The following is a 20,336-nucleotide window of genomic DNA, read 5'->3' on the forward strand; positions in this document are numbered from 1 at the left end:
CACGGCCAAGAGGGGGCGCGAGCGCTCCCTGCCCCCCTCGACGCCCGCCCTGCAATCGGTTTTGCTGCACAAGGCAGACAGGAGACCCCCATGGACGACCTCGAACGCCGGATCGCGCAGGCGCGCGGCGACCTGCCCGCCGATCTGGTCCTGAGCGGCGGCCAGGTCTTCGACCTGATCACCGGCACGATGATCCCCGGCGACGTGGCGATCTGCGGCGACCGCATCGCGGGCATCGGCGCCGATTACGACGGCACCCGCATTCTCGACGTGACCGGCCTGACGCTGGTGCCGGGCTTCATCGACACGCATCTGCATGTCGAAAGCAGCCTCGTCACCCCCTTCGAATTCGACCGCTGCGTGACGCCCCGCGGCATCACCACCGCCATCTGCGACCCGCACGAGATCGCCAATGTCATCGGACCCGACGGCATCCGCTGGTTCCAGGCCGCCTCCGAACATCTGCTCATGGACCTGCGCGTCCAGCTGTCCTCCTGCGTCCCCTCGACGGACATGGAAACCTCCGGCGCCCAAATCGAGGCGGATGACCTCGCCCCCCTCATGCACCACCCCTCGGCCATCGGGCTGGCCGAGTTCATGAACTATCCCGGCGTCATCCACCGCGACCCCGCCGCCATGGCCAAGCTGAACCTCTTCGCGGGTGGCCATGTCGACGGCCATTGCCCCCAGCTGACCGGCCGCGATCTCAACGCCTATATCGCCGCCGGCATCCGCACCGAGCACGAGGCCACCACCGCCGACGAGGCTCTGGAGAAACTCCGCAAGGGCATGCGCGTCCTGATCCGCGAGGGCTCGGTCAGCAAGGATCTCGACGCCCTGCAGCCGATCCTGACGGAGGCCAGCAGCGCCTATCTGTGCCTCTGCACCGATGACCGCAATCCGCTGGACATCGGCGAGCATGGCCATCTGGACTACATGATCCGCCGCCTGATTGCCCTTGGCACCTCGCCCTTGGCCGCCTATCGCGCCGCCTCGCTCTCGGCGGCCGAGGCCTTCGGGCTGAAGGATCGCGGGCTGATCGCGCCCGGGCTGCGCGCCGATATCGTGGCGCTCGACAGCCTGCAGGACTGCCGCGCGCAGCTGGTCCTGACGGCCGGGCGCGTGGTCGATGACGCGGCCTTCGCCGCCCGCGGCCATCTGGCCCCGGTGGGCCGCGCCTCGGTCCGCGCGCCCCGGGTCACGCCCCAGGACTTCCGCTGCCCCGGCAACCGGACATCGACCCCGGTGATCGGCATTCTTGAAGGCAAGATCATCACCGAACACCTGACGCTGGACATCGCGCCCGAGGATGGCGACAAGCGCCCCGATCCAAGCCGCGACCTGACCCGCATCGCCGTGATCGAGCGGCATGGCAAGAGCGGCAACATCGCCACCGGCTTCGTGCAGGGCTTCGGCCTGACACGGGGCGCCATCGCCTCGACCGTCTGCCATGACCATCACAACATCGCCGTGGTGGGTGTCGAATACGACGACATGGCCCTGGCCGCCAACCGCCTGTCGCAGATCGAGGGCGGCTTCGTCGTGGTCCTCGACGGCCGGATCCTGGCCGAGCTGCCCCTGCCCGTCGCGGGCCTCATGAGCCTCGATCCCTTCGAGTCCGTCCGCGACCGCCTGATCGAGCTTCGCGCCGCCGCCCGTGCCTTGGGCACCACGCTCGAGGAACCGTTCCTGCAGCTGGCCTTCCTGGCCCTGCCCGTCATCCCCGCCCTCAAGATCACCGATCGCGGCATGGTGGATGTCGAGCGGTTCGAGATCATCGCCCCCTGACCATCTTCTTCACGCAAGTATCCGCGGGGGCGAGGGGGCGGCAGCCCCCTCAGGCCGGGCTGCGGACCCGCGCGACCTCGGCGATGGCGCGCGCGACCGCATCTCCGATGCTCAGGCTGCTGGTGTCCAGCACGACCGCGTCCTCGGCGGGCCGCAGGGGCGCCACCTCGCGCTGGCTGTCGCGCAGGTCACGCTCGCGCAACTCGGCCAGCATCCGGTCGGGTTCGGCGCCCAGTTCGGCGGCGCGGCGGGCGGCGCGCACCTCGTCCGAGGCGGTGACATACAGCTTCACCTGCGCCCCGGGGCAGATGACCGTGCCGATGTCGCGCCCGTCCAGGACCGCGCCGGGTTCCTGCGCGGCAAAGCTGTGCTGGAAGGCCACCAGCGCCGCGCGCACCTCGGGGATGGCGGCGATGCGGCTGGCGGCCTGCCCCGCCGCCGCGCTGCGCAGATCGTCGCGGGCCAGATCGTCCGCCGTCAGCCCCCGGGCCGCCGCCACCGGATCGCCCCCCTTGGCCCCCGTCGCCCGATAGAGCAACCCGGTATCCAGGTGGTGAAACCCCAGATGCGCCGCCAGCGCGCGCGAGATGGTACCCTTGCCCGAGGCTGCGGGTCCGTCGATGGCGATGATGAAAGGCATGTAACACGGTCCGGATGCAGGGAAATCTGGACCATGTTGTGCATCCCCCGCGCGCAAAGGTCCAGCCCCGGCACCGCCCCCGCAGGGCGTCCCCGGCGCAGCCGGAAACGGGCCGAACCGCTTCGTTTTCGTTAACGATGTCTTAAATTTATTCCTTGGCAAACGTCCGTCCGCGCCCTCCAATGGCGTTTTCATCGTTGTCCAGGTTCGTGATCCAGATGTTTCCATATGCCATCGAACGCCTTCTGGTTGTCGAGACGGTGCCCGAAATCCGCGAGGTCTTCCTCGAGGGCGCCGCGCAGCTGGGCTTCGACTTCGCACTCTATGCGGCGCAGTTCATGCTGAGCGTGCCCTCCTCGGTGCTGCGCGACAAGCCCATCGTCTTCACCAACTTTCCCCTGCAGCTGATGGCCGCGGCGCAGATGCTGGGCCGGCTGGACAGCGACCCCTGGATCCAGTGGGTGCTGGACAATGACGGAGAGATCGCGGCCGACGATCTGCAGGCCCTGCCGGGCGTCGTCTCGCCCTCGCTGCAGCTTGCGGCCCGGCACGGGCTGGGCCAGTGCCAGATCGTCAGCCTGCGCGACAAGGTGCTGGACAGCGTGGGCGCGGTGCTGGTCGTCCCGGAACAGGGGGCGGATGCCGCCACCCTGGCGCGGCGCTGGCGGCAGTCGGGGCGCGAATTGCGGGTGCTGGCCTGGGTCATGCACATGCGCATCGCCACGATGAACCGCGCCCTGCCCGTCACCACCCTGACCCCCCGCCAGCGCGAGGTGCTGACCTGGCGATCCGCCGGCAAGACCGTCGGAGAGGTCGCCACGATCCTCGGCATCACCCCCGCCACGGTCGAAAAGCACACCCGGCTGGCCCGCGAGGCCCTGGGGGTCGCGACGACCTCTCAGGCCGTTCTCAAGGCGCATGTCTGCCGCCTTCTCGTCCCGCCCGACCCGAGCGGACCGCGCGGCCCAGGCCTGTCCTGATCGCCGGGCCACCCGGCCAGGACCGGCAGCTTTCCCCCGCCGCCCCCGGCCCCGGCAGGCCCCCCGGACGCATGAGCCGGGGCAGCCCCGGGGTCCGTCCGCGCGGCCCCATCACCCTGCCCCGACACCCGGACAGCAAAATGCCGGCCCGAGGGCCGGCATGTCACCGTGTCATCCGGCAGAAGGGGATCAGGCGCCGCTGAGGGTCTTGGCGACCTCGGCCGCGAAATCCTCTTCCTTCTTCTCGATGCCTTCACCCACGGCCACGCGGGCGAAGCCCACGATGGTCGCGCCCTGCTCCTTGGCCGCGTCCGCCACGGTCAGGTCGGGATTGATGACGAACTTCTGGCCGGTCAGCGTGACCTCTTCGAAGAACTTCTTCATGCGGCCTTCGATCATCTTCTCGATCACGGCCTCGGGCTTGCCCGATTCGCGCGCCTGCTCGGTCAGGACCTGCTTTTCGCGCTCGACCAGCGCGGGATCCAGGTCGGCTTCGCCGAGCGAGGCGGGCGCGGTGGCCGCGACATGCATCGCGATCTGGCGGCCGATCTCGGCATTGCCGCCGTCCAGGCCGACCAGCACGCCGATCTTGCCCATGCCGTCGGCGGCCGCGTTGTGCACGTAATGCACGACGGTCGGCGCGGTCACGACGACCATGCGGCGCAGGGACATGTTCTCGCCGATCTTGGCGATGGCGTCGGTCAGCACTTCGGACACGGGCTTGCCGTCGATCTGCGCGGTCTTCAGCGCCTCGATGTCGTCGACTTCCAGCGCGGCCTGGGCGATCTTGCGCACCATGGCCTGGAATTCCTCGTTCTTGCCGACGAAGTCGGTTTCCGAGTTCACCTCGACCGCGACACCCTTGCCGTCCTTGACGGCGACGGCCACCAGGCCCTCGGCAGCCACGCGGCCGGACTTCTTGGCGGCCTTCGACAGGCCCTTGGTGCGCAGCCAGTCGACGGCGGCATCCATGTCGCCTTCGGTCTCGGTCAGGGCCTTCTTGGCGTCCATCATGCCCGCGCCGGTCATCTCGCGCAGTTCCTTCACCATCGCTGCGGTGATTGCCATATCCGTCTCCTCTGTGTTCAACACGTCAGGCGGGGCATATCCCCGCCTGACGACAATTCGATGAAAGGGGCGATCCGGAGGGGATCAGGCCTCGGCCGGTGCCTCTTCGGCGACGGGGGCCTCGTCCATCATCTCTTCCGGGGCATCGGCCAGCGAGCCCAGATCGACGCCCGAGGCGCCCATATGGGCGGTCATGCCGTCCAGAGCCGCGCGGCTGACCAGGTCGCAATACAGCGAGATGGCGCGGGCCGCGTCGTCATTGCCCGGGATGATGTAGTCGATGCCGTCGGGCGAGCAGTTGGTGTCGACCACGGCCACGACCGGGATGCCCAGCTTCTTGGCTTCCAGGATGGCCAGGTCTTCCTTGTTCACGTCGATGACGAAGATCAGGTCGGGAAGGCCGCCCATGTCGCGGATGCCGCCGAGCGAGGCCTGCAGTTTGGTCTGCTCGCGCTCGAGCTGCAGGCGCTCTTTCTTGGTCAGGCCCTCGGCACCGCCGGCCATCGTCTCGTCGATCGCCTTCAGGCGGTTGATCGACTGGCTGACGGTCTTCCAGTTGGTCAGCGTGCCGCCCAGCCAGCGGTGGTTCATGTAGAACTGCGCCGACTTCTCGGCCGCTTCCGCGATCGAGCGCTGCGCCTGGCGCTTGGTGCCGACGAACAGCACGCGGCCGCCCTTGGCGACCGTGTCGCGCACGACCTGCAGGGCCGCGTCCAGCATCGGCAGCGTCTGCGTCAGGTCGAGGATGTGGATGCCGTTGCGGTCACCATAGATGAACTCGCCCATGCGGGGGTTCCAGCGTTGGGTCTGGTGACCATAGTGAACGCCAGCTTCAAGAAGCTGACGCAGCGTGAATTCGGGAAGCGCCATGAGGAGTTCCTTTCCGGTTTGCGCCTTGGCAGGGGATCTCAGGGCGGATGCCCCAACCGGTGGACCGTTCGCGGATGTCTCCCGCGAGGGCCCGCCCCTGCCTGTGAAGTGTGCGCGCCTTAGACCGCGCCGTGCGTCGATGCAAGCGGATTCGCCCGCGGGCCGGGGCACCGGGCGCGCGATAGCGGTAACGAAGCGCTTGCATCAGGGGGCCCTTTGGGGTCAGGTCGGGGCGGTTTTTCCCCGACTCCTGACCCCCAGAGGTGCGCCATGACCCCCGAACTGCAATCCCGCCGGACCAAGGCGCTGTGCGAGCTGGCCCCGGTCATCCCGGTCATCGTGATCCGCGACGCCGCCCATGCCGCCGACCTGGCCCGCGCGCTGATCGCCGGCGGGCTGCCGGTGCTGGAGGTGACGCTGCGCTCGGACGCGGCGCTGGACGCGATCCGCGCCATGTCGGCGGTCGAGGGCGGCAATGTCGGCGCGGGCACGGTCCTGACCCCCGACGACGCCAAGCGCGCCAAGGATGCGGGCGCGACCTTCGCCGTCTCGCCCGGCCTGACGGACCGGCTGATCACGGCCTGCGCGGATCTGGAGCTGCCGCTGCTGCCCGGCACGGTCACGGCCTCCGAGGTGATGCGGGCCCTGGATGCAGGCTTCGACATGCTCAAGTTCTTCCCCGCCGAGGCGGTGGGCGGCGCGCCCGCGCTGAAATCGCTGGCGGGCCCCCTGCCCAAGGTCAGCTTCTGCCCGACGGGCGGGGTCACGCCGCAGAACGCCAACAGCTACCTGTCGCTGCCCAACGTGGTCTGCGTCGGCGGCAGCTGGATCGTGACCGATGCCGATGCGGCCGCGGGCAACTGGCAGGCCATCGAGGACCGCGCCCGCACCGCCGCCGCCCTGCCCCGCGGCTGACATGACCGACCTGGCCCGGGCGCGCCGCAACACCATCGTCCTCGTGCTGGCGCAGGCGATCCTGGGCGCGCAGATGTCGGTCATCTTCATCATCGGCGGGCTGGCGGGGCAGATCCTGTCCCCCCATCCCTGCCTGGTGACCCTGCCCTTGTCGATGATCATCCTGGGCTCGGCCCTGTCGGCCCGGCCGCTGGCGCGCTTCATGCAGGCGCGCGGGCGGCAGGCGGGGTTCCTGCTGGCCGTCGTGGCGGGCGCCCTGGGGGCCGCCGTGGCGGCGGCAGGGCTGTGGGTCGGGTCCTTCTGGCTGTTCACGGCCGGGTCCATGCTGACAGGCGTCTACATGTCGGCGCAGGGCTTCTACCGCTTCGCCGCCACCGACACCGCGCCCGAGGACTATGCGCCGCGCGCGATTTCCTGGGTGATGGCCGGGGGGCTGGCGGCGGCGATCATCGGTCCGGCGCTGGTGCGCCTGACCAGCGACCTGACCGTGGTGCCGTTCCTGGCCACCTATCTGGCGGTGATCGCGCTGAACCTGACGGGGCCGTTCCTCTTCGCCTTCCTGGACATCCCCACCCCGCCTGCCCGGCAGGACAGCGACCCCGCCGGGCGCCCGATGGGGCAGATCCTGCGCAGCCCGGCCATCGCGGTGGCGATGATCTGCGGCACCGTGTCCTATGCGCTGATGAACCTGGTGATGACCTCGACCCCGCTGGCGGTGGTGGGCTGCGGCTTCGCGACCTCGGACGCGGCCAATATCGTCAGCGCCCATGTGCTGGCGATGTTCGCGCCCAGCTTCGTCACCGGCCACCTGATCGCCCGCTTCGGGGCCGAGCCGATCGTGGGCATCGGCCTGGCGATCCTGGCCGCCGCCGGCACCGTCGCCCTGACGGGGGTGGAGCTGCCGCAGTTCTACCTCACCCTGATCCTTCTGGGGATCGGCTGGAATTTCGGCTATATTGGCGCCACCACCATGCTGACCCGCGCCCATGCCCCCGAGGAGCGGGGCCGCGTGCAGGGAACCAACGACCTAGTTGTCTTCGGGGGGGTGTTCCTGGCCTCGCTGTCCTCGGGCGGGCTGATGAACTGTTCGGGCGGATCGGTTCAGGCGGGCTGGAACGCGGTGAACCTGTCGATGCTGCCCCTGCTGGTGCTGGCCGGGGCGGCGCTGATCTGGCTGGCGCTGCGGCCGAAGCCGCTCTGACGTCGGGGGCGGACCGGGTGTTTCACACCCCCGGACCCCCGCGGGATATGCCCGGACCGATGCAGGTCAGATGAGGGTCTTCTGCTCGGGCGGGGCGGGCCTGCGGCGCTTGGGCCGGTCGGGGGCGCCCTCGGGGCGCACGGTCACGCGCCGCTCGTCGGCAAATTGCAGATCCAGCCGCGGGGCCTGTGCCGCGGCATCGGGGCTGGTGATGACGCGACCATCAGGGCCGCGCACGATCACGAAGCCGCGCCGCAGCGTCTCGTCGGGCCCGAGGGACTGGCGCATCCGGTCCAGCCGCTGCACCGCATCGCGGCGCTGCGCCTGGCCGCGGCGCAGGCCCACAGCCAGCCGCTGGTCCAATTCAGCCAGCCGGGCGCGCTGCTGGATGATGGCGCGGCGCGCGGTGGCCTCGACCCGCGCCAGCGAGCTGTCCAGCCGTTCCTGCAACTGGGTCAGGCGGTCGCGCGTGCGGTCGAGGCGGCGGGCGCGGGCGCTGTCCAGCCGCGTCGCGGCCCGGTCCAGCGCATGGCGCTTGGCCGCCGTGAACTGGCGCAGCGTGGCCGCAGGCATCGGACGCCGCGCCAGCCGGTCGCGCCGCGCCCGCACCCCGTGGCGCAGCGCGGGTTCCAGGCGCGCGCCCTGCAGGTCCAGACGCTGGCGCGCCCCGTCGGTCAGGGCCGAGGGGCGGCCCATCGCGCGGGCCAGATCGCGCAGGCGCTGGCGGGGGCGCTGCAGGCCCTGCACCCTGCTGCGGGCCATGCGCGCGCCCGCCTCGGCCAGACGCGCGGCCAGGTCGGCGCGGACCGGCACGGCCATCTCGGCCGCCGCCGTGGGCGTGGGCGCCCGACGGTCGGCGGCAAAGTCGATCAGCGTCGTGTCGGTCTCGTGCCCCACGGCCGAGATCAGGGGGATGGCGCTGTCGGCTGCCGCGCGCACGACGGCCTCTTCGTTGAAGCCCCACAGGTCCTCGAGGCTGCCGCCGCCGCGCGCCACGATGATAAGGTCGGGGCGCGGGACCGGCCCCTCCGGGGGCAGCGCGTTGAAGCCGCGGATGGCGGCGCTGACCTGCGGCGCGCAGCCCTCGCCCTGCACGGCCACCGGCCAGATCAGCACGCGGGTCGGGAAGCGGTCGCGCAGCCGGTGCAGGATGTCGCGGATCACCGCGCCCGAGGGCGAGGTCACCACCCCGATCACGCGCGGCAGGAAGGGCAGCGGGCACTTGCGATCCTCGTCGAACAGCCCCTCGGCGGCCAGCGCCTTGCGGCGGCGGTCCAGCATGGCCATCAGCGCGCCGGCGCCGGCGGGCTCGATCTGGTCGACGATCATCTGGTACTTGGACTGGCCCGGGAAGGTGGTCAGGCGGCCGGTGGCGATGACCTCCATCCCCTCCTCGGGGCGTTGGACCAGGCGCGCGGCCTGCCCCTTCCAGGTGACGGCGGCCAGCACGGCGCGGTCGTCCTTGAGGTCGAAATACAGATGCCCCGAGCCGGGGCGCGACACGCGGCCCACCTCGGCGCGCACGCGCACGCGGCCGAACTGGTCCTCGATGCTGCGCTTGAGGGCCCCCGACAGTTCGGACACCGTGAATTCATGCGCGTTGCTGCCCGGTTCGGCGGCATCCTCGGGGTCGTCGTCCAACAGATCCATGCGGCTTGTTCCCTTGTCTGGGCCAGACTAGAACGCCGCAAGGTCAAGCGAAAGGGCGGCAGATGAATATCCTGATCCTGGGCGGCGGCGGGCGCGAACATGCGCTGGCCTGGGCCATCCGGCAGAACCCGAAATGCGACCGGCTGATCGTGGCACCGGGCAATGCGGGCATCGCGGGCCTGGCCGACTGTGCCGATCTGGACGTGCTGTCGCGGGCCGAGGTGCTGGACTTCGTGCAGGACAATGCCATCGACTTCGTGGTGGTGGGCCCCGAGGCGCCGCTGGCCGCGGGCGTGTCGGACGCCCTGCGCGCGGCGGGCATCCTGGTCTTCGGCCCCAGCCAGGCCGCGGCCCAGCTGGAGGCCTCCAAGACCTTCACCAAGGAGATCTGCGATGCCTGCGCCGCCCCCACCGCGGCCTGGGCGCGCTTCACCGACGGCCCCGCCGCCCGCGATCACGTGACGGCCACGGGCGCGCCCATCGTGGTCAAGGCCGATGGGCTGGCCGCCGGCAAGGGCGTCACCGTGGCCATGACCCTGGCCGAGGCCCATGCCGCCATCGACGCCATCTTCGACGGCGAGTTCGGCGAGATGTCCGTGGTCGTCGAGGAGTTCATGGAGGGCGAGGAGGCCAGCTTCTTCATCCTCTCGGACGGCACGACCTGCCTGCCCATCGGCACCGCCCAGGACCACAAGCGCGTGGGCGACGGCGACAGCGGGCCCAATACCGGCGGCATGGGCGCCTACAGCCCCGCCCCGGTGCTGACGCCCGCGCTGCAGGACCAGGTGATGGCGCGGATCGTGCGCCCGACCATCGCCGAGATGGCGCGCCGCGGCATGCCCTTCCAGGGCGTCCTCTATGCCGGGCTGATGATCCAAGGCGGCCAGGCGCGGCTGGTCGAATACAATGTCCGCTTCGGCGATCCGGAATGCCAGGCACTGATGATGCGGCTCGGCGCGCAGATCCTGGACCTGCTGCTGGCCTGCGCCGAGGAGCGCCTGGCCGAGGCGCAGGTGGTCTGGGCCGACGATCACGCCCTGACCGTGGTGATGGCCGCCAAGGGCTATCCCGGCGCCTACGACAAGGGCAGCCGCATCGCCGGGTTGCAGGACCTGCCCGAAACCTCGTTCCAGATGACCTTCCATGCCGGGACCGCCGGATCGGACGGCGCGATCGTCGCCACCGGCGGGCGGGTCCTCGGCTGCACCGGGCGCGGCGCGACCCTGGCCGAGGCGCACCAGCGCGCCTATGCCCTCGTCGACGCGATCGACTGGCCGGAAGGCTTCTGCCGCCGCGACATCGGCTGGCGGGCGCTCTGACCCTTTCATCTTGGCAGAAATATCCCCGCCGGAGGCATCCGGCAGGGACACCGGGCGCTGCCCTCAGATCGGGGAATAGAGCCCCTCGTAGATCGGCAGCAGCGTGTCCGTCTCGAACAGGCTGCTGACCGAGGTGCCGTTCCAGATGTTCAGGATGGCCTGGGTGAACATCGGCGCGGTCGGCACGATGCGGATGTTGGGCGCGGTCCTCACCGCGTCGGTCGGCTGGATCGAATCGGTGATGACCAGCGACTTCATCACCGAGGCCGCCACCCGCTCGACCGCCGGGCCGGACAGCACCCCATGGGTGATGTAGGCATGGACCTCGGTCGCGCCGCTGTCGGTCAGGGTCTGGGCCGCCTTGCACAGGGTGCCGGCCGTGTCGCAGATGTCGTCGACGATGATGCAGGTCTTGCCGGACACGTCGCCGATCACGGTCATCTCGGCGACCTCTCCGGCCTTCTCGCGGCGCTTGTCGACGATGGCCAGCGGTGCGCCGATCCGGGTGGCCAGCTCGCGCGCCCGCGCCAGACCGCCCACATCGGGCGAGACGACCATCAGGTCGCCCAACCGGCCCTTGAAGTGATGCTTGACGTCCAGCGCGAAGACCGGCGCGGCATAGAGGTTGTCCACGGGGATGTCGAAGAAGCCCTGGATCTGCGTCGCGTGCAGGTCCAGCGTCAGCACGCGGTCGATCCCGGCCGTGGTCATCAGGTTGGCCACCAGCTTGGCGCTGATCGGCGTGCGGGCCTTGGCGCGGCGATCCTGGCGGGCATAGCCGAAATAGGGAACCACGGCGGTGATGCGCGCGGCCGAGGACCGCTTGAGCGCATCGACGATGACCAAGAGCTCCATCAGGTTGTCGTTCGCGGGGTTCGAGGTCGGCTGGATGATGTACATGTCCTCGCCGCGGACGTTCTCGTAGACCTCGACGAAGATCTCGGCATCGTTGAACCGCTCGACGCGGGCATCCAGCAGGCTGACGCTCATGCCGCGATGCAGGGACATCCGCCGGGCGATGGACTGGGCCAGGGGGCGGTTGGCATTGCCGGAGATCAGCTTGGGTTCGGTCATGACGGGCATGGGGGCGGGCCTTTGGCGGGTTGCGTCCGATTGCGGTTGCCTTAGCACCGGGCTAGCCTGCGGCCAACCAAGAAGGACAAACCCATGGCACATATCGACTATTATCTGGGGACGATCAGCCCGTGGTGCTATCTGGCGGGCAACCGGCTGGAGGAGATCGCCGCCCGCCATGGCGCGCAGATCACCTACAAGCCGCTGGACCTGCTGCAGTTGTTCGACCGCACGGGCGGCATCCGCCCCGCCGACCGCCATGCCAGCCGCATGGAGTATCGCGCGCAGGAGCTGCCGCGATGGGCGGCACATCTGGGGATGCCCCTGAACCTCAAGCCTGCGCACTGGCCGGTGAACATGGCCCCCTCGTCCTATGCCATCATCGCGGCGCAGGCGGCGGGCGGCGGCGACCTGGGCGGGCTGGTGCAGGCCATCCTGCGCGCGGTCTGGGCCGATCAGCGCGACATCAGCGACGACGCGGTGATCCGCGACCTGCTGGGCGCCAGCGGCTTCGACCCGGCCCTGGCCGACAAGGGCCTGTTCGTCGGCGCGGAAACCTATGGCCGCAACCTGGAAGAGGCCGTGCAGGCCGGGGCCTTCGGTGCGCCCTTCTATGTCGTGCGCGAGACGGACCAGCGCTTCTGGGGCCAGGACCGGCTGGACTTCCTGGACCGGCATCTGGCCGGGGCATGAGCGGGCTGCACCTGCGCCACTGGCCGGGCGATCCCGCCCGGCCCGCACTGGCGCTGCACTGCATGATGGGCAGCGGCTCGGCCTGGGGGCCCATCGCGGCCGGGCTGGAGGGGCGGATCGACCTGCGCGGCTTCGACATGCCGGGCCACGGGCGCAGCGACGCCTGGCTGCCGCAGGCGGAGGGTCCCGACTATCACACCGCCGTCACCCGGCTGGCCGCCGCGATGATCGACCGGCCGCTGGACCTGATCGGCCACAGCTTCGGCGCGACGGTGGCCCTGCGCATCGCCGTCGCCGCCCCCGAGGCCGTGCGCAGCCTGACGCTGATCGAGCCGGTGCTGTTCGCCGCTAGCCCCGATCCCGCGCAGGACGCCCGCGACCGCGAGATGGCCGAGCTGCTGGATGAGGGGCGGGACGGCGAGGCTGCGGCGGCCTTCCTGGCGGTCTGGGGCGCGCAGGACATGGCGCAGATGCCCGGCCCCGTCCGGACGCAGGTGACCCGCCAGATCCGGCTGGTCGCCGCCACCCAGGGCGCGCTGCGCCATGACAGCGCGCGGATCCTGCGCCCGGGCGGGCTGGAGCAGATCGAGGCGCCGGTGCTGCTGATCCAGGGGGACCGCAGCCCCGTGGTGATCCGCGCCATCTCCGAGGCGCTGGCCGCGCGTCTGCCCGATGTCGGGCGCGCCAGCGTGCCGGGCGCGGGCCACATGGCGCCGCTGACCCATCCCGCCCAGGTGGCGGGGCTGATCGCGGTCAACCTGGACCGCAGCTAGAGCGTGAAGTCCTGCTCGTCCGGCAGCACGCCGATCGCCATCCAAGCGACGCGCATCCGGGCGACGCGGGTGTCGCCCCAGGTCTGGAACACCGCGTCGAAGCCCGAGGCGGTCACGTTCTCGGCCCGCAGGTTGCCGCGCAGGTTCCGGCTGCTGTCCAGATCCCACATGCTGGGATTCAGGTGGACGGCCGGGGGCATCAGGAAGCGTTCCGAGAACTTGACCAGGCTGCGGATCTCGCGCTCGCCCTCGTCGGTCCACATCGGTCCCTGGGTGTCGAAATCGGCGACCAGCCCCAGCTCTCCCTGGCAGACGCCGATCTCGTTGCTGGTAAATCGAAGCATGGACTGGTCCCTGACCCTTGTTTCCGGATGATTATTCGGGGTGTACCCCGGGGCGGACGCGAAAGGAAAGGCCCCGGCGCGATGCCGGGGCCCGTCAATCCGTCGGTGCCTTTCTTGTGACCAGCCGCGCCCGCGACCGGTCGGATCCTGCGATCAGTCGGGCACGGTGGACTGGTTCGGATCCAGCCCGATATGCGTGCCAAGTGCCTGCATGTCGCCCAGCAGCTTGACGGCCGCGGTCACGACCTCTTCGCCGACATGTTCGCGACGATCCTCCGCGCTGCGACGGGTGCGGTGCGCCTCGGACATCATGTCGTTGAAGACCTCCTGCGTGATCTCCTCGCGCGGGTGACCGCGCTCGGCCAGCAGGCTGACACTGTCGGCGTTGATCTCGGCAAAGCCGCCGGTCACGGCGAACTCGCTGGTGGCGCCGTCGGCGCCGACCAGTGTGACCATGCCGGGACGCAGGGTCACGATCGTGGGCGCGTGGCCGGGCATGGCGGTCAGATCGCCGTCATTGCCCGGCAGGCGCACCTCGCGCACGGGAACGGAGGCCAGGCTCCGTTCCGGCGACACGAGGTCGAACTGCATGGTATCGGCCATCTGGATCCCCCTTACGCGGCTTCGGCGGCAAGGCGCTGAGCCTTGGCCTTCACGTCGTCGATGTCGCCGACCATGTAGAAGGCGCCCTCGGGCAGGTGGTCGTATTCACCCGCGACGACCGCCTTGAACGAGGCGATGGTCTTCTCCAGCGGCACCTGGACGCCGTCGGATCCGGTGAACACCTTGGCCACGTCGAAGGGCTGCGACAGGAAGCGCTGGATCTTGCGCGCGCGGGTCACGGTCAGCTTGTCCTCTTCGGACAGCTCGTCCATGCCCAAGATCGCGATGATGTCCTGCAGCGACTTGTACTTCTGCAGGATGCCCTGCACGTCGCGAGCAACCTGGTAGTGCTCCTCGCCGACGACGGCGGGATCCAGGATGCGCGAGTTCGAGTCCAGCGGGTCCACGGCCGGGTAGATGCCGAGTTCCGAGATCGCGCGCGACAGAACCGTCGTGGCGTCGAGGTGGGCGAAGGTCGTGGCGGGCGCCGGGTCGGTCAGGTCGTCGGCCGGAACATAGACGGCCTGGATCGAGGTGATCGAGCCGTTCTTGGTCGAGGTGATACGTTCCTGCATCGCGCCCATGTCGGTGGCCAGCGTCGGCTGATAGCCCACGGCGGACGGGATGCGGCCCAGCAGCGCCGACACCTCGGAGCCTGCCTGCGTAAAGCGGAAGATGTTGTCCACGAAGAACAGCACATCCGTGCCCGAGGCGTCGCGGAACTGCTCCGCCAGCGTCAGGCCGGTCAGGGCGACGCGCATGCGGGCCCCCGGCGGCTCGTTCATCTGGCCATAGACCAGCGCCACTTTCGACTCCGACAGGTTGTCGGGGACGATCACGCCCGATTCCACCATCTCGTGATAGAGGTCGTTGCCCTCGCGGGTCCGCTCGCCCACACCGGCGAACACGGAATAGCCCGAGTGCACCTTGGCGATGTTGTTGATCAGCTCCATGATCAGAACCGTCTTGCCCACGCCGGCACCGCCGAACAGGCCGATCTTGCCGCCCTTGGAATAGGGCGCCAGCAGGTCGATGACCTTGATGCCGGTCACCAGGATCTCCGAGCTGGTCGCCTGAGCGGCGAAGTCGGGCGCGGACTGGTGGATCGCACGGGTCTCGCTGGCGGCAAGGGCTGCGCCCTCGTCCACGGGCTCGCCCACGACGTTCAGGATGCGGCCCAGGGTCACGTCGCCCACGGGCACCATGATCGGGCTGCCGGTGTCCGACACGGGCTCGCCGCGGACCAGACCTTCGGTCGCGTCCATGGCGATGGTGCGGACGGTGTTCTCGCCCAGATGCTGGGCGACTTCCAACACCAGCTTCTTGCCGTTGTTGTGGGTCACCAGCGCGTTCAGGATCGCCGGAAGCGTGTCCCCGAACTGCACGTCGACGACGGCGCCGATCACCTGCGTGATTTTACCAGTGGCCTCTGCCATGTTGTCACCTTTGCTTTACGGTCAGAGCGCCTCGGCGCCCGCAATGATTTCGATCAGTTCCGTGGTGATCGCAGCCTGACGCGAGCGGTTGTACTGCGTCGTCAGTCGGTCGATCATGTCGCCCGCGTTGCGCGTGGCGTTGTCCATGGCACTCATCCGTGCGCCCTGTTCGGACGCCGCGTTTTCCAGAAGCGCCGCGAAGATCTGCGTCGCGACCGAGCGCGGCAGCAGGTCGGCCAGAAGCTCCTCCTCGCCCGGCTCGTAGTCGTAGAGCGCGTTGGCGGCGGTGGCATCCTCGGGCACTTCGGCGGGAATGACCTGACGGGCGGTCGGGATCTGGCTGATCACCGATTCGAAGCGGTTGTAGAACAGCGTCGCCACGTCGAAATCGCCCTTGTCGAAGCGCGACAGGACCTCGTCCGTGATCGCACGGGCGGTGTCATAGCCCATGCGCTTGACCTCGGACAGGTCGACATGATGGACGAACAGCTTGCTGTAGTCGCGCTTCAGCTGCTCGCGGCCCTTCTTGCCGACGGTCAGGATCGCGACCTCCTTGCCCTCGCCGCGCAGCCGTTCGGCATGCAGGCGGGCCAGCTTGACGATCGAGCTGTTGAAGCCCCCCGCCAGGCCGCGCTCGGCCGTCATCACCACCAGAAGGTGGCGCTTGTCCTCGCCCGTGCCCGCCAGCAGGCGCGGCGCGCCCGACTGGCCCACCGCATTCGCGGTCAGGCCGGACATGACGGCCGCCATGCGGTCGGCATAGGGGCGCGCGGCCTCCGCCGCCTCCTGCGCACGGCGCAGCTTGGCGGCGGCGACCATCTGCATCGCCTTGGTGATCTTCCGCGTGTTCTTGACGCTTCCGATCCGGTTCTTGAGATCCTTCAGACTGGGCATCTAGATCCCCCTCAGGCGCGGGTGCGGTTGTATTCGTCCAGCGCCGCCTTGATCGCAGAATCCAGCTCGCCCGAGACCTTGCGGTCGTTGCGCGTCATGTCGTCCAGCAGGTCGGTCTTCTGGCCGCGCAGGAAGTGGATCAGACCGTCTTCCCACGCCACGATCTCGCGCACGGGGACGCTGTCGATGTAGCCCTTGGTGCCGGCATAGATCACGATGACGATCTCGGCATTGGTCAGGGGGCGGTACTGGGGCTGCTTCATCAGCTCGGTCAGGCGCGCGCCGCGGTTCAGCAGGCGCTGCGTGGCCGCGTCCAGGTCGGAGCCGAACTGCGCGAAGGCCGCCATCTCGCGGTACTGCGCCAGTTCCAGCTTGACGGGACCTGCGACGGATTTCATCGCCTTGGTCTGGGCTGCCGATCCCACCCGCGACACCGACAGACCGGTGTTCACGGCCGGGCGGACGCCTTGGAAGAACAGTTCCGTTTCCAGGAAGATCTGGCCGTCGGTGATCGAGATCACGTTCGTCGGGATATAGGCCGACACGTCGCCCGCCTGCGTCTCGATGATCGGCAGCGCCGTCAGCGAGCCCGAGCCGTTGGCCTCGTTCAGCTTGGCCGAACGCTCCAGCAGGCGCGAGTGCAGATAGAAGACGTCGCCCGGATAGGCTTCGCGTCCGGGCGGGCGGCGCAGCAGCAGCGACATCTGGCGATAGGCCACGGCCTGCTTGGACAGATCGTCATAGATGATCAGAGCGTCCATGCCGTTGTCGCGGAAATATTCGCCGATCGCGGTGCCCGAATAGGGCGCCAGGAACTGCATCGGGGCCGGGTCCGAGGCGGTGGCCGCGACGACGGTCGTGTAGGCCATGGCGCCGGTCTCTTCCAGCTTCTTGACCAGCTGGGCCACGGTCGAGCGCTTCTGGCCCACGGCGACATAGATGCAATGCAGCGTCTTCATGCCGTCGGCTTCGCGGCCATTGTAGCTCATCTGGTTCAGGATCGTGTCCAGAGCGATGGCGGTCTTGCCGGTCTGGCGGTCGCCGATGATCAGCTCGCGCTGGCCGCGGCCGACCGGGATCATGGCGTCGACGGCCTTCAGGCCGGTCGCCATCGGCTCGTGCACCGACTTGCGCGGCATGATGCCGGGGGCCTTCATGTCGGCGATGCGACGCTCGGTCGACTCGATCGGACCCTTGCCGTCGATGGGATTGCCCAGACCGTCCACGACGCGGCCCAGCAGGGCCTTGCCCACCGGGACGTCCACGATCGTGCGCGTGCGCTTGACGGTGTCGCCTTCCTTGATGGTGCGGTCGTCGCCGAAGATCACGATGCCGACGTTGTCGGTCTCGAGGTTCAGCACCATGCCGCGGATCCCGCCCGGGAACTCGACCATCTCGCCGGCCTGGACATTGTCCAGACCATAGACGCGCGCGATGCCGTCACCGACGGACAGGACCTGACCAACTTCGGCAACTTCGGCGTCCTGGCCGAAGTTCTTGATCTGCTCCTTGAGGATCGCCGAAATTTCGGCAGCCTGGATTCCCATTATCCGACCTCTTTCATGACATTCTGGAGGGAGCTGAGCTTCGAGCGGACCGAACTGTCGATCATCTTCGAGCCCAGCTTGACAATCATCCCGCCGATGAGGGTTTCATCGACGCGCGTGTTCAGCTTGACCGTCTTGCCGGATTTCTCGGCCAGGGTCTGTTTCAGGCGATCCGCCTGCGCATCCGTCAGCGCGATGGCGCTGGTGACATCCGCGGTGATCTCGCCGCGCTCGGTGGCGATCAGCTCGGCCAGGCGCGAGGTCAGCTGCGGCAGCACGAACAGGCGGCGGTTCTTCGCCATCAGCTGCAGCGTGTTGGCCAGCACCGGCGACAGGCCCATCTTGCCGGCCAGCGCGCCGATGGCACGGGCCTGATCGTCGCGCGAATAGATCGGGCTGGCGATCAGGTCGCGCAGCTCGGCGCTGTCGGTCAACGCGGCATCCAGATCGGCGGTCTGCGTGGCCAGGGCATCAAGACTGCCCTCTTCCTTCGCGATCTCGAAGATGGCCTGCGCATAGCGTCCGGCGATGCTGTGGGACATGGAAACAGAGTTGGCCACGGTCATCCTTTACGGTTTGCGCAAACCCCGCTGGCGGGCCGGGCTGCTGCCTGGTCTGTCGCGGGGTGCGGGTCGCGGTCGCGCGGCTTATGGAGGGTCGCGCGCAAATCTGGGGCGTCTCTAGCAGGTGATTTCACCCCCGGCAACCGTCAAGGACAGGTTAAGACACGCCTTTGCGACCAAAGACGGCAAGCTGAGGAAATCAGGCCACGGGCAGCGCTAACGGCGCTCTCGGCCCCCGGGTTCCCCCCGTGCGGCGCACCGCAGTGCCCCGCCCCCGCTCACGGCGTTTCCGGCGGCCTGTCGGGGCTTTGCACGACTCGCCCCGCGGGGGCCACCGGGGCGCCGCGCGGGCGGGGCCGGGCCACGCCGTCCAGGATCTCGCGCGGGCTGGGGACATGGATGCGCACGCCGGGACCGACGGGCGCGCGGGTCTGCTTGGTCAGCTCGACCAAGATGACGCCGGCGATCAGCACCCGGCTGATGCGGGCGCCGCTGCGTTCCCAGAACTGGGCGCTGCGCAGCCAGAATCGCCGGTCCGAGGGCGGGATATAGACCGCGCTGCCGTGCCAGTCGGGCTGGAACCCCGCGCGCCGCAGCTGCGCCTCGATCTGGCCCGTGGTGTAGGCGCGGCCGAAGCCGAAGGGCGTGCGGTCGCTGGCCGCCCACAGCCCGGCGCGGTTGGGCACCATCACCATCATCCGCCCCCCCGGCCCCAGGCAGCGCCAGGCCTCGGCCAGCAATTCGCGCGGATGCTCGCTGGTCTCCAGCCCGTGCAGCATGACCAGCCGGTCCAGGCTGCCCGTCTCGACCGGCCAGGCGGTCTCGTCGCACAGCACCGACCGGTTGGGCTGCCCCGCGGGCCAGCCCATCACCCCCTGCGGCCCCGGCATCAGCGCCGTCACCCGCCGCGCGGGCGCCAGATAGGGCCGCAACATCGGCGCGGCAAAGCCGAAGCCCGCCACCGTCATGCCCGACACGCTGCCCGGCGCCCACCGCCCCGTCAGCCGGTCGCGCAGGATGCGCTGGACCACACGCCCAAGCGCGCGCTGATAGTAGAAGCGCCGCAGCTGGTCGATGTCATGGTGCATTGCGCATGGGTCCCGGGTTTGACAGGCTCAGGTGACCACAAGGAGAAGGATTTGCCAATGCCGCTGGATCTGGTCACGCTGCGCTGTCTTAAGGACAACTACGCCTATCTGCTGCATGGCGGGGGCGGCACCGTGCTGATCGATGCGCCCGAGGCCATGCCGATCCTGACCGAGCTGGAGGCGCGGGGCTGGGGCCTCGACGCGATCCTCCTGACCCATCACCATGACGACCACATCCAGGCGGTGGCCGAGATCGTCGCGGCCACCGGGGCCCGGGTGATCGGCGCCGATGCCGATGCGGGCCGCCTGCCGCCGCTGGACCTGCGCGTCCGCCCCGGCGAGCCGCTGGAGATCCTGGGCGAGCAGGTCGGCATCCTCGACGTGTCGGGCCACACGGTCGGGCACATCGCCTTCCATTTCCCGCAGAGCGCCATGGCCTTCACCGCAGACAGCCTGATGGCTTTGGGCTGCGGGCGGCTGTTCGAGGGCGATCCGGCGATGATGTGGGACAGCCTGTCGCGGCTGGACGCCCTGCCCGGCGAGACGCTGATCTGTTCGGGCCACGACTATTGCGCGGCCAACGGCGCCTTCGCCCTGTCGGTCGATCCCGACAATGCCGCCCTGCAGGAGCGGCTGGCCGCGATCGCCGAGGCCCGCAGCCCCTGCGCCCCCGCCACGCTGGAGATCGAGCGCGCGACCAACCCCTTCCTGCGCGTCGCGGCGCTGCGCGGATCCCTGGGGATGGAGGGCGCGGACGATGCCCAGGTCTTTACAAGGCTGCGCGCCATGAAGGACGATTTCTGATCATGCCCAGGATGTCGCAGCCGCGTCCGACGTGGGCCACCCGCTTGAAATGCGGGCGGTGCGACATCACATCTGCCTCAACCGTG

At 69.4% G+C, this 20,336-nt stretch carries 20 protein-coding genes; 8 read left to right on the top strand and 12 right to left on the bottom strand.

Features of this window, described 5'->3' with window-relative positions:
* Nucleotides 1-90: 90 nt before the first annotated feature.
* Complete coding sequence (gene ade, locus E4191_RS09360) at nt 91-1,788, top strand: adenine deaminase (RefSeq protein ID WP_135313177.1); 1,698 nt, start codon at nt 91-93, stop codon at nt 1,786-1,788.
* Between the two features lie 49 nt (nt 1,789-1,837).
* On the opposite strand, the gene E4191_RS09365 is transcribed toward ade, so the two are convergent.
* On the bottom strand, nt 1,838-2,428 hold the full coding sequence (locus E4191_RS09365; RefSeq protein WP_135313178.1) for a (d)CMP kinase: 591 nt from the start codon (nt 2,426-2,428) through the stop codon (nt 1,838-1,840).
* 218 nt (nt 2,429-2,646) lie between these two features.
* Here E4191_RS09365 and E4191_RS09370 point away from each other — a divergent pair, with 218 nt between their 5' ends.
* The gene (locus E4191_RS09370) at nt 2,647-3,408 is read left to right on the top strand and encodes a helix-turn-helix transcriptional regulator (RefSeq protein WP_176562680.1); all 762 of its coding nucleotides are present in this window, start codon (nt 2,647-2,649) and stop codon (nt 3,406-3,408) included.
* Between the two features lie 189 nt (nt 3,409-3,597).
* Here E4191_RS09370 and tsf read toward each other — a convergent pair whose 3' ends face one another.
* Both tsf and rpsB read right to left on the bottom strand, forming a co-directional pair.
* The gene (tsf, locus tag E4191_RS09375; protein WP_135313180.1) at nt 3,598-4,476 is read right to left on the bottom strand and encodes a translation elongation factor Ts; all 879 of its coding nucleotides are present in this window, start codon (nt 4,474-4,476) and stop codon (nt 3,598-3,600) included.
* 84 nt (nt 4,477-4,560) lie between these two features.
* On the bottom strand, nt 4,561-5,346 hold the full coding sequence (rpsB, locus tag E4191_RS09380; protein WP_135313181.1) for a 30S ribosomal protein S2: 786 nt from the start codon (nt 5,344-5,346) through the stop codon (nt 4,561-4,563).
* Between the two features lie 270 nt (nt 5,347-5,616).
* Between rpsB and eda the strand changes: the two genes are divergently transcribed.
* Nucleotides 5,617-6,261: a bifunctional 4-hydroxy-2-oxoglutarate aldolase/2-dehydro-3-deoxy-phosphogluconate aldolase gene (gene eda / locus E4191_RS09385; RefSeq protein ID WP_135313182.1), complete on the top strand. Its 645-nt coding sequence runs from the start codon at nt 5,617-5,619 to the stop codon at nt 6,259-6,261.
* A gap of 1 nt (nt 6,262) precedes the next feature.
* On the top strand, nt 6,263-7,462 hold the full coding sequence (locus E4191_RS09390) for an MFS transporter (RefSeq protein ID WP_135313183.1): 1,200 nt from the start codon (nt 6,263-6,265) through the stop codon (nt 7,460-7,462).
* A 66-nt stretch (nt 7,463-7,528) separates the two neighbouring features.
* Here the strand turns inward: E4191_RS09390 and xseA are convergent, their stop codons facing one another.
* Nucleotides 7,529-9,103 carry an exodeoxyribonuclease VII large subunit gene (gene xseA / locus E4191_RS09395; RefSeq protein WP_407947062.1) on the bottom strand — a complete coding sequence of 525 codons (1,575 nt, stop codon included), beginning with the start codon at nt 9,101-9,103 and terminating at the stop codon, nt 7,529-7,531.
* A 71-nt stretch (nt 9,104-9,174) separates the two neighbouring features.
* Here xseA and purD point away from each other — a divergent pair, with 71 nt between their 5' ends.
* Entirely contained in the window at nt 9,175-10,431 is a 1,257-nt protein-coding gene (gene purD, locus E4191_RS09400) for a phosphoribosylamine--glycine ligase (RefSeq protein ID WP_135313185.1), read from the top strand.
* 63 nt (nt 10,432-10,494) lie between these two features.
* Here the strand turns inward: purD and E4191_RS09405 are convergent, their stop codons facing one another.
* A complete protein-coding gene (locus tag E4191_RS09405) occupies nt 10,495-11,514 on the bottom strand; it encodes a ribose-phosphate pyrophosphokinase (protein WP_135313186.1) in 1,020 nt (339 codons plus the stop codon).
* A gap of 84 nt (nt 11,515-11,598) precedes the next feature.
* Here E4191_RS09405 and E4191_RS09410 point away from each other — a divergent pair, with 84 nt between their 5' ends.
* A complete protein-coding gene (locus tag E4191_RS09410; protein ID WP_135313187.1) occupies nt 11,599-12,198 on the top strand; it encodes a 2-hydroxychromene-2-carboxylate isomerase in 600 nt (199 codons plus the stop codon).
* Nucleotides 12,195-12,971 carry an alpha/beta fold hydrolase gene (locus tag E4191_RS09415; protein WP_135313188.1) on the top strand — a complete coding sequence of 259 codons (777 nt, stop codon included), beginning with the start codon at nt 12,195-12,197 and terminating at the stop codon, nt 12,969-12,971. Before E4191_RS09410 ends, E4191_RS09415 begins: the two co-directional genes overlap by 4 nt.
* Here E4191_RS09415 and E4191_RS09420 read toward each other — a convergent pair.
* From E4191_RS09420 to E4191_RS09450, 7 genes are all read right to left on the bottom strand, one after another.
* Nucleotides 12,968-13,315 (bottom strand): H-type lectin domain-containing protein, encoded by a 348-nt coding sequence (locus E4191_RS09420; RefSeq protein WP_135313189.1) that lies wholly within the window; start codon nt 13,313-13,315, stop codon nt 12,968-12,970. The genes E4191_RS09415 and E4191_RS09420 overlap by 4 nt on opposite strands.
* 153 nt (nt 13,316-13,468) lie before the next feature.
* Nucleotides 13,469-13,918 (bottom strand): F0F1 ATP synthase subunit epsilon, encoded by a 450-nt coding sequence (locus E4191_RS09425; protein ID WP_135313190.1) that lies wholly within the window; start codon nt 13,916-13,918, stop codon nt 13,469-13,471.
* 11 nt (nt 13,919-13,929) lie between these two features.
* On the bottom strand, nt 13,930-15,354 hold the full coding sequence (gene atpD / locus E4191_RS09430) for a F0F1 ATP synthase subunit beta (RefSeq protein WP_135313191.1): 1,425 nt from the start codon (nt 15,352-15,354) through the stop codon (nt 13,930-13,932).
* Between the two features lie 21 nt (nt 15,355-15,375).
* Nucleotides 15,376-16,248: a F0F1 ATP synthase subunit gamma gene (locus E4191_RS09435; protein ID WP_135313192.1), complete on the bottom strand. Its 873-nt coding sequence runs from the start codon at nt 16,246-16,248 to the stop codon at nt 15,376-15,378.
* A gap of 11 nt (nt 16,249-16,259) precedes the next feature.
* On the bottom strand, nt 16,260-17,795 hold the full coding sequence (gene atpA, locus E4191_RS09440) for a F0F1 ATP synthase subunit alpha (protein WP_135313193.1): 1,536 nt from the start codon (nt 17,793-17,795) through the stop codon (nt 16,260-16,262).
* Entirely contained in the window at nt 17,795-18,361 is a 567-nt protein-coding gene (locus E4191_RS09445) for a F0F1 ATP synthase subunit delta (protein WP_135313194.1), read from the bottom strand. Before E4191_RS09445 ends, atpA begins: the two co-directional genes overlap by 1 nt.
* Nucleotides 18,362-18,636: 275 nt before the next feature.
* Complete coding sequence (locus tag E4191_RS09450) at nt 18,637-19,446, bottom strand: class I SAM-dependent methyltransferase (RefSeq protein ID WP_135313195.1); 810 nt, start codon at nt 19,444-19,446, stop codon at nt 18,637-18,639.
* A 57-nt stretch (nt 19,447-19,503) separates the two neighbouring features.
* Here E4191_RS09450 and gloB point away from each other — a divergent pair, with 57 nt between their 5' ends.
* Complete coding sequence (gloB, locus tag E4191_RS09455) at nt 19,504-20,250, top strand: hydroxyacylglutathione hydrolase (RefSeq protein ID WP_135313196.1); 747 nt, start codon at nt 19,504-19,506, stop codon at nt 20,248-20,250.
* Nucleotides 20,251-20,336: the final 86 nt, after the last annotated feature.

The organism is Paracoccus liaowanqingii, from assembly GCF_004683865.2.
GTDB classification, from domain to species: domain Bacteria; phylum Pseudomonadota; class Alphaproteobacteria; order Rhodobacterales; family Rhodobacteraceae; genus Paracoccus; species Paracoccus liaowanqingii.

Excerpts from the sequence above, each read along its gene's own strand:
- E4191_RS09425 (WP_135313190.1), bottom strand. The coding sequence starts at position 13,918 with ATGGCCGATACCATGCAGTTCGACCTCGTGTCGCCGGAACGGAGCCTG.
- tsf (WP_135313180.1), bottom strand. The coding sequence starts at position 4,476 with ATGGCAATCACCGCAGCGATGGTGAAGGAACTGCGCGAGATGACCGGC.
- purD (WP_135313185.1), top strand. The coding sequence starts at position 9,175 with ATGAATATCCTGATCCTGGGCGGCGGCGGGCGCGAACATGCGCTGGCC.
- atpA (WP_135313193.1), bottom strand. The coding sequence starts at position 17,795 with ATGGGAATCCAGGCTGCCGAAATTTCGGCGATCCTCAAGGAGCAGATC.
- E4191_RS09405 (WP_135313186.1), bottom strand. The coding sequence starts at position 11,514 with ATGCCCGTCATGACCGAACCCAAGCTGATCTCCGGCAATGCCAACCGC.
- gloB (WP_135313196.1), top strand. The coding sequence starts at position 19,504 with ATGCCGCTGGATCTGGTCACGCTGCGCTGTCTTAAGGACAACTACGCC.
- E4191_RS09365 (WP_135313178.1), bottom strand. The coding sequence starts at position 2,428 with ATGCCTTTCATCATCGCCATCGACGGACCCGCAGCCTCGGGCAAGGGT.
- eda (WP_135313182.1), top strand. The coding sequence starts at position 5,617 with ATGACCCCCGAACTGCAATCCCGCCGGACCAAGGCGCTGTGCGAGCTG.
- E4191_RS09390 (WP_135313183.1), top strand. The coding sequence starts at position 6,263 with ATGACCGACCTGGCCCGGGCGCGCCGCAACACCATCGTCCTCGTGCTG.
- E4191_RS09370 (WP_176562680.1), top strand. The coding sequence starts at position 2,647 with ATGTTTCCATATGCCATCGAACGCCTTCTGGTTGTCGAGACGGTGCCC.
- atpD (WP_135313191.1), bottom strand. The coding sequence starts at position 15,354 with ATGGCAGAGGCCACTGGTAAAATCACGCAGGTGATCGGCGCCGTCGTC.
- E4191_RS09450 (WP_135313195.1), bottom strand. The coding sequence starts at position 19,446 with ATGCACCATGACATCGACCAGCTGCGGCGCTTCTACTATCAGCGCGCG.
- E4191_RS09445 (WP_135313194.1), bottom strand. The coding sequence starts at position 18,361 with ATGACCGTGGCCAACTCTGTTTCCATGTCCCACAGCATCGCCGGACGC.
- rpsB (WP_135313181.1), bottom strand. The coding sequence starts at position 5,346 with ATGGCGCTTCCCGAATTCACGCTGCGTCAGCTTCTTGAAGCTGGCGTT.
- E4191_RS09415 (WP_135313188.1), top strand. The coding sequence starts at position 12,195 with ATGAGCGGGCTGCACCTGCGCCACTGGCCGGGCGATCCCGCCCGGCCC.
- E4191_RS09420 (WP_135313189.1), bottom strand. The coding sequence starts at position 13,315 with ATGCTTCGATTTACCAGCAACGAGATCGGCGTCTGCCAGGGAGAGCTG.
- E4191_RS09410 (WP_135313187.1), top strand. The coding sequence starts at position 11,599 with ATGGCACATATCGACTATTATCTGGGGACGATCAGCCCGTGGTGCTAT.
- ade (WP_135313177.1), top strand. The coding sequence starts at position 91 with ATGGACGACCTCGAACGCCGGATCGCGCAGGCGCGCGGCGACCTGCCC.
- E4191_RS09435 (WP_135313192.1), bottom strand. The coding sequence starts at position 16,248 with ATGCCCAGTCTGAAGGATCTCAAGAACCGGATCGGAAGCGTCAAGAAC.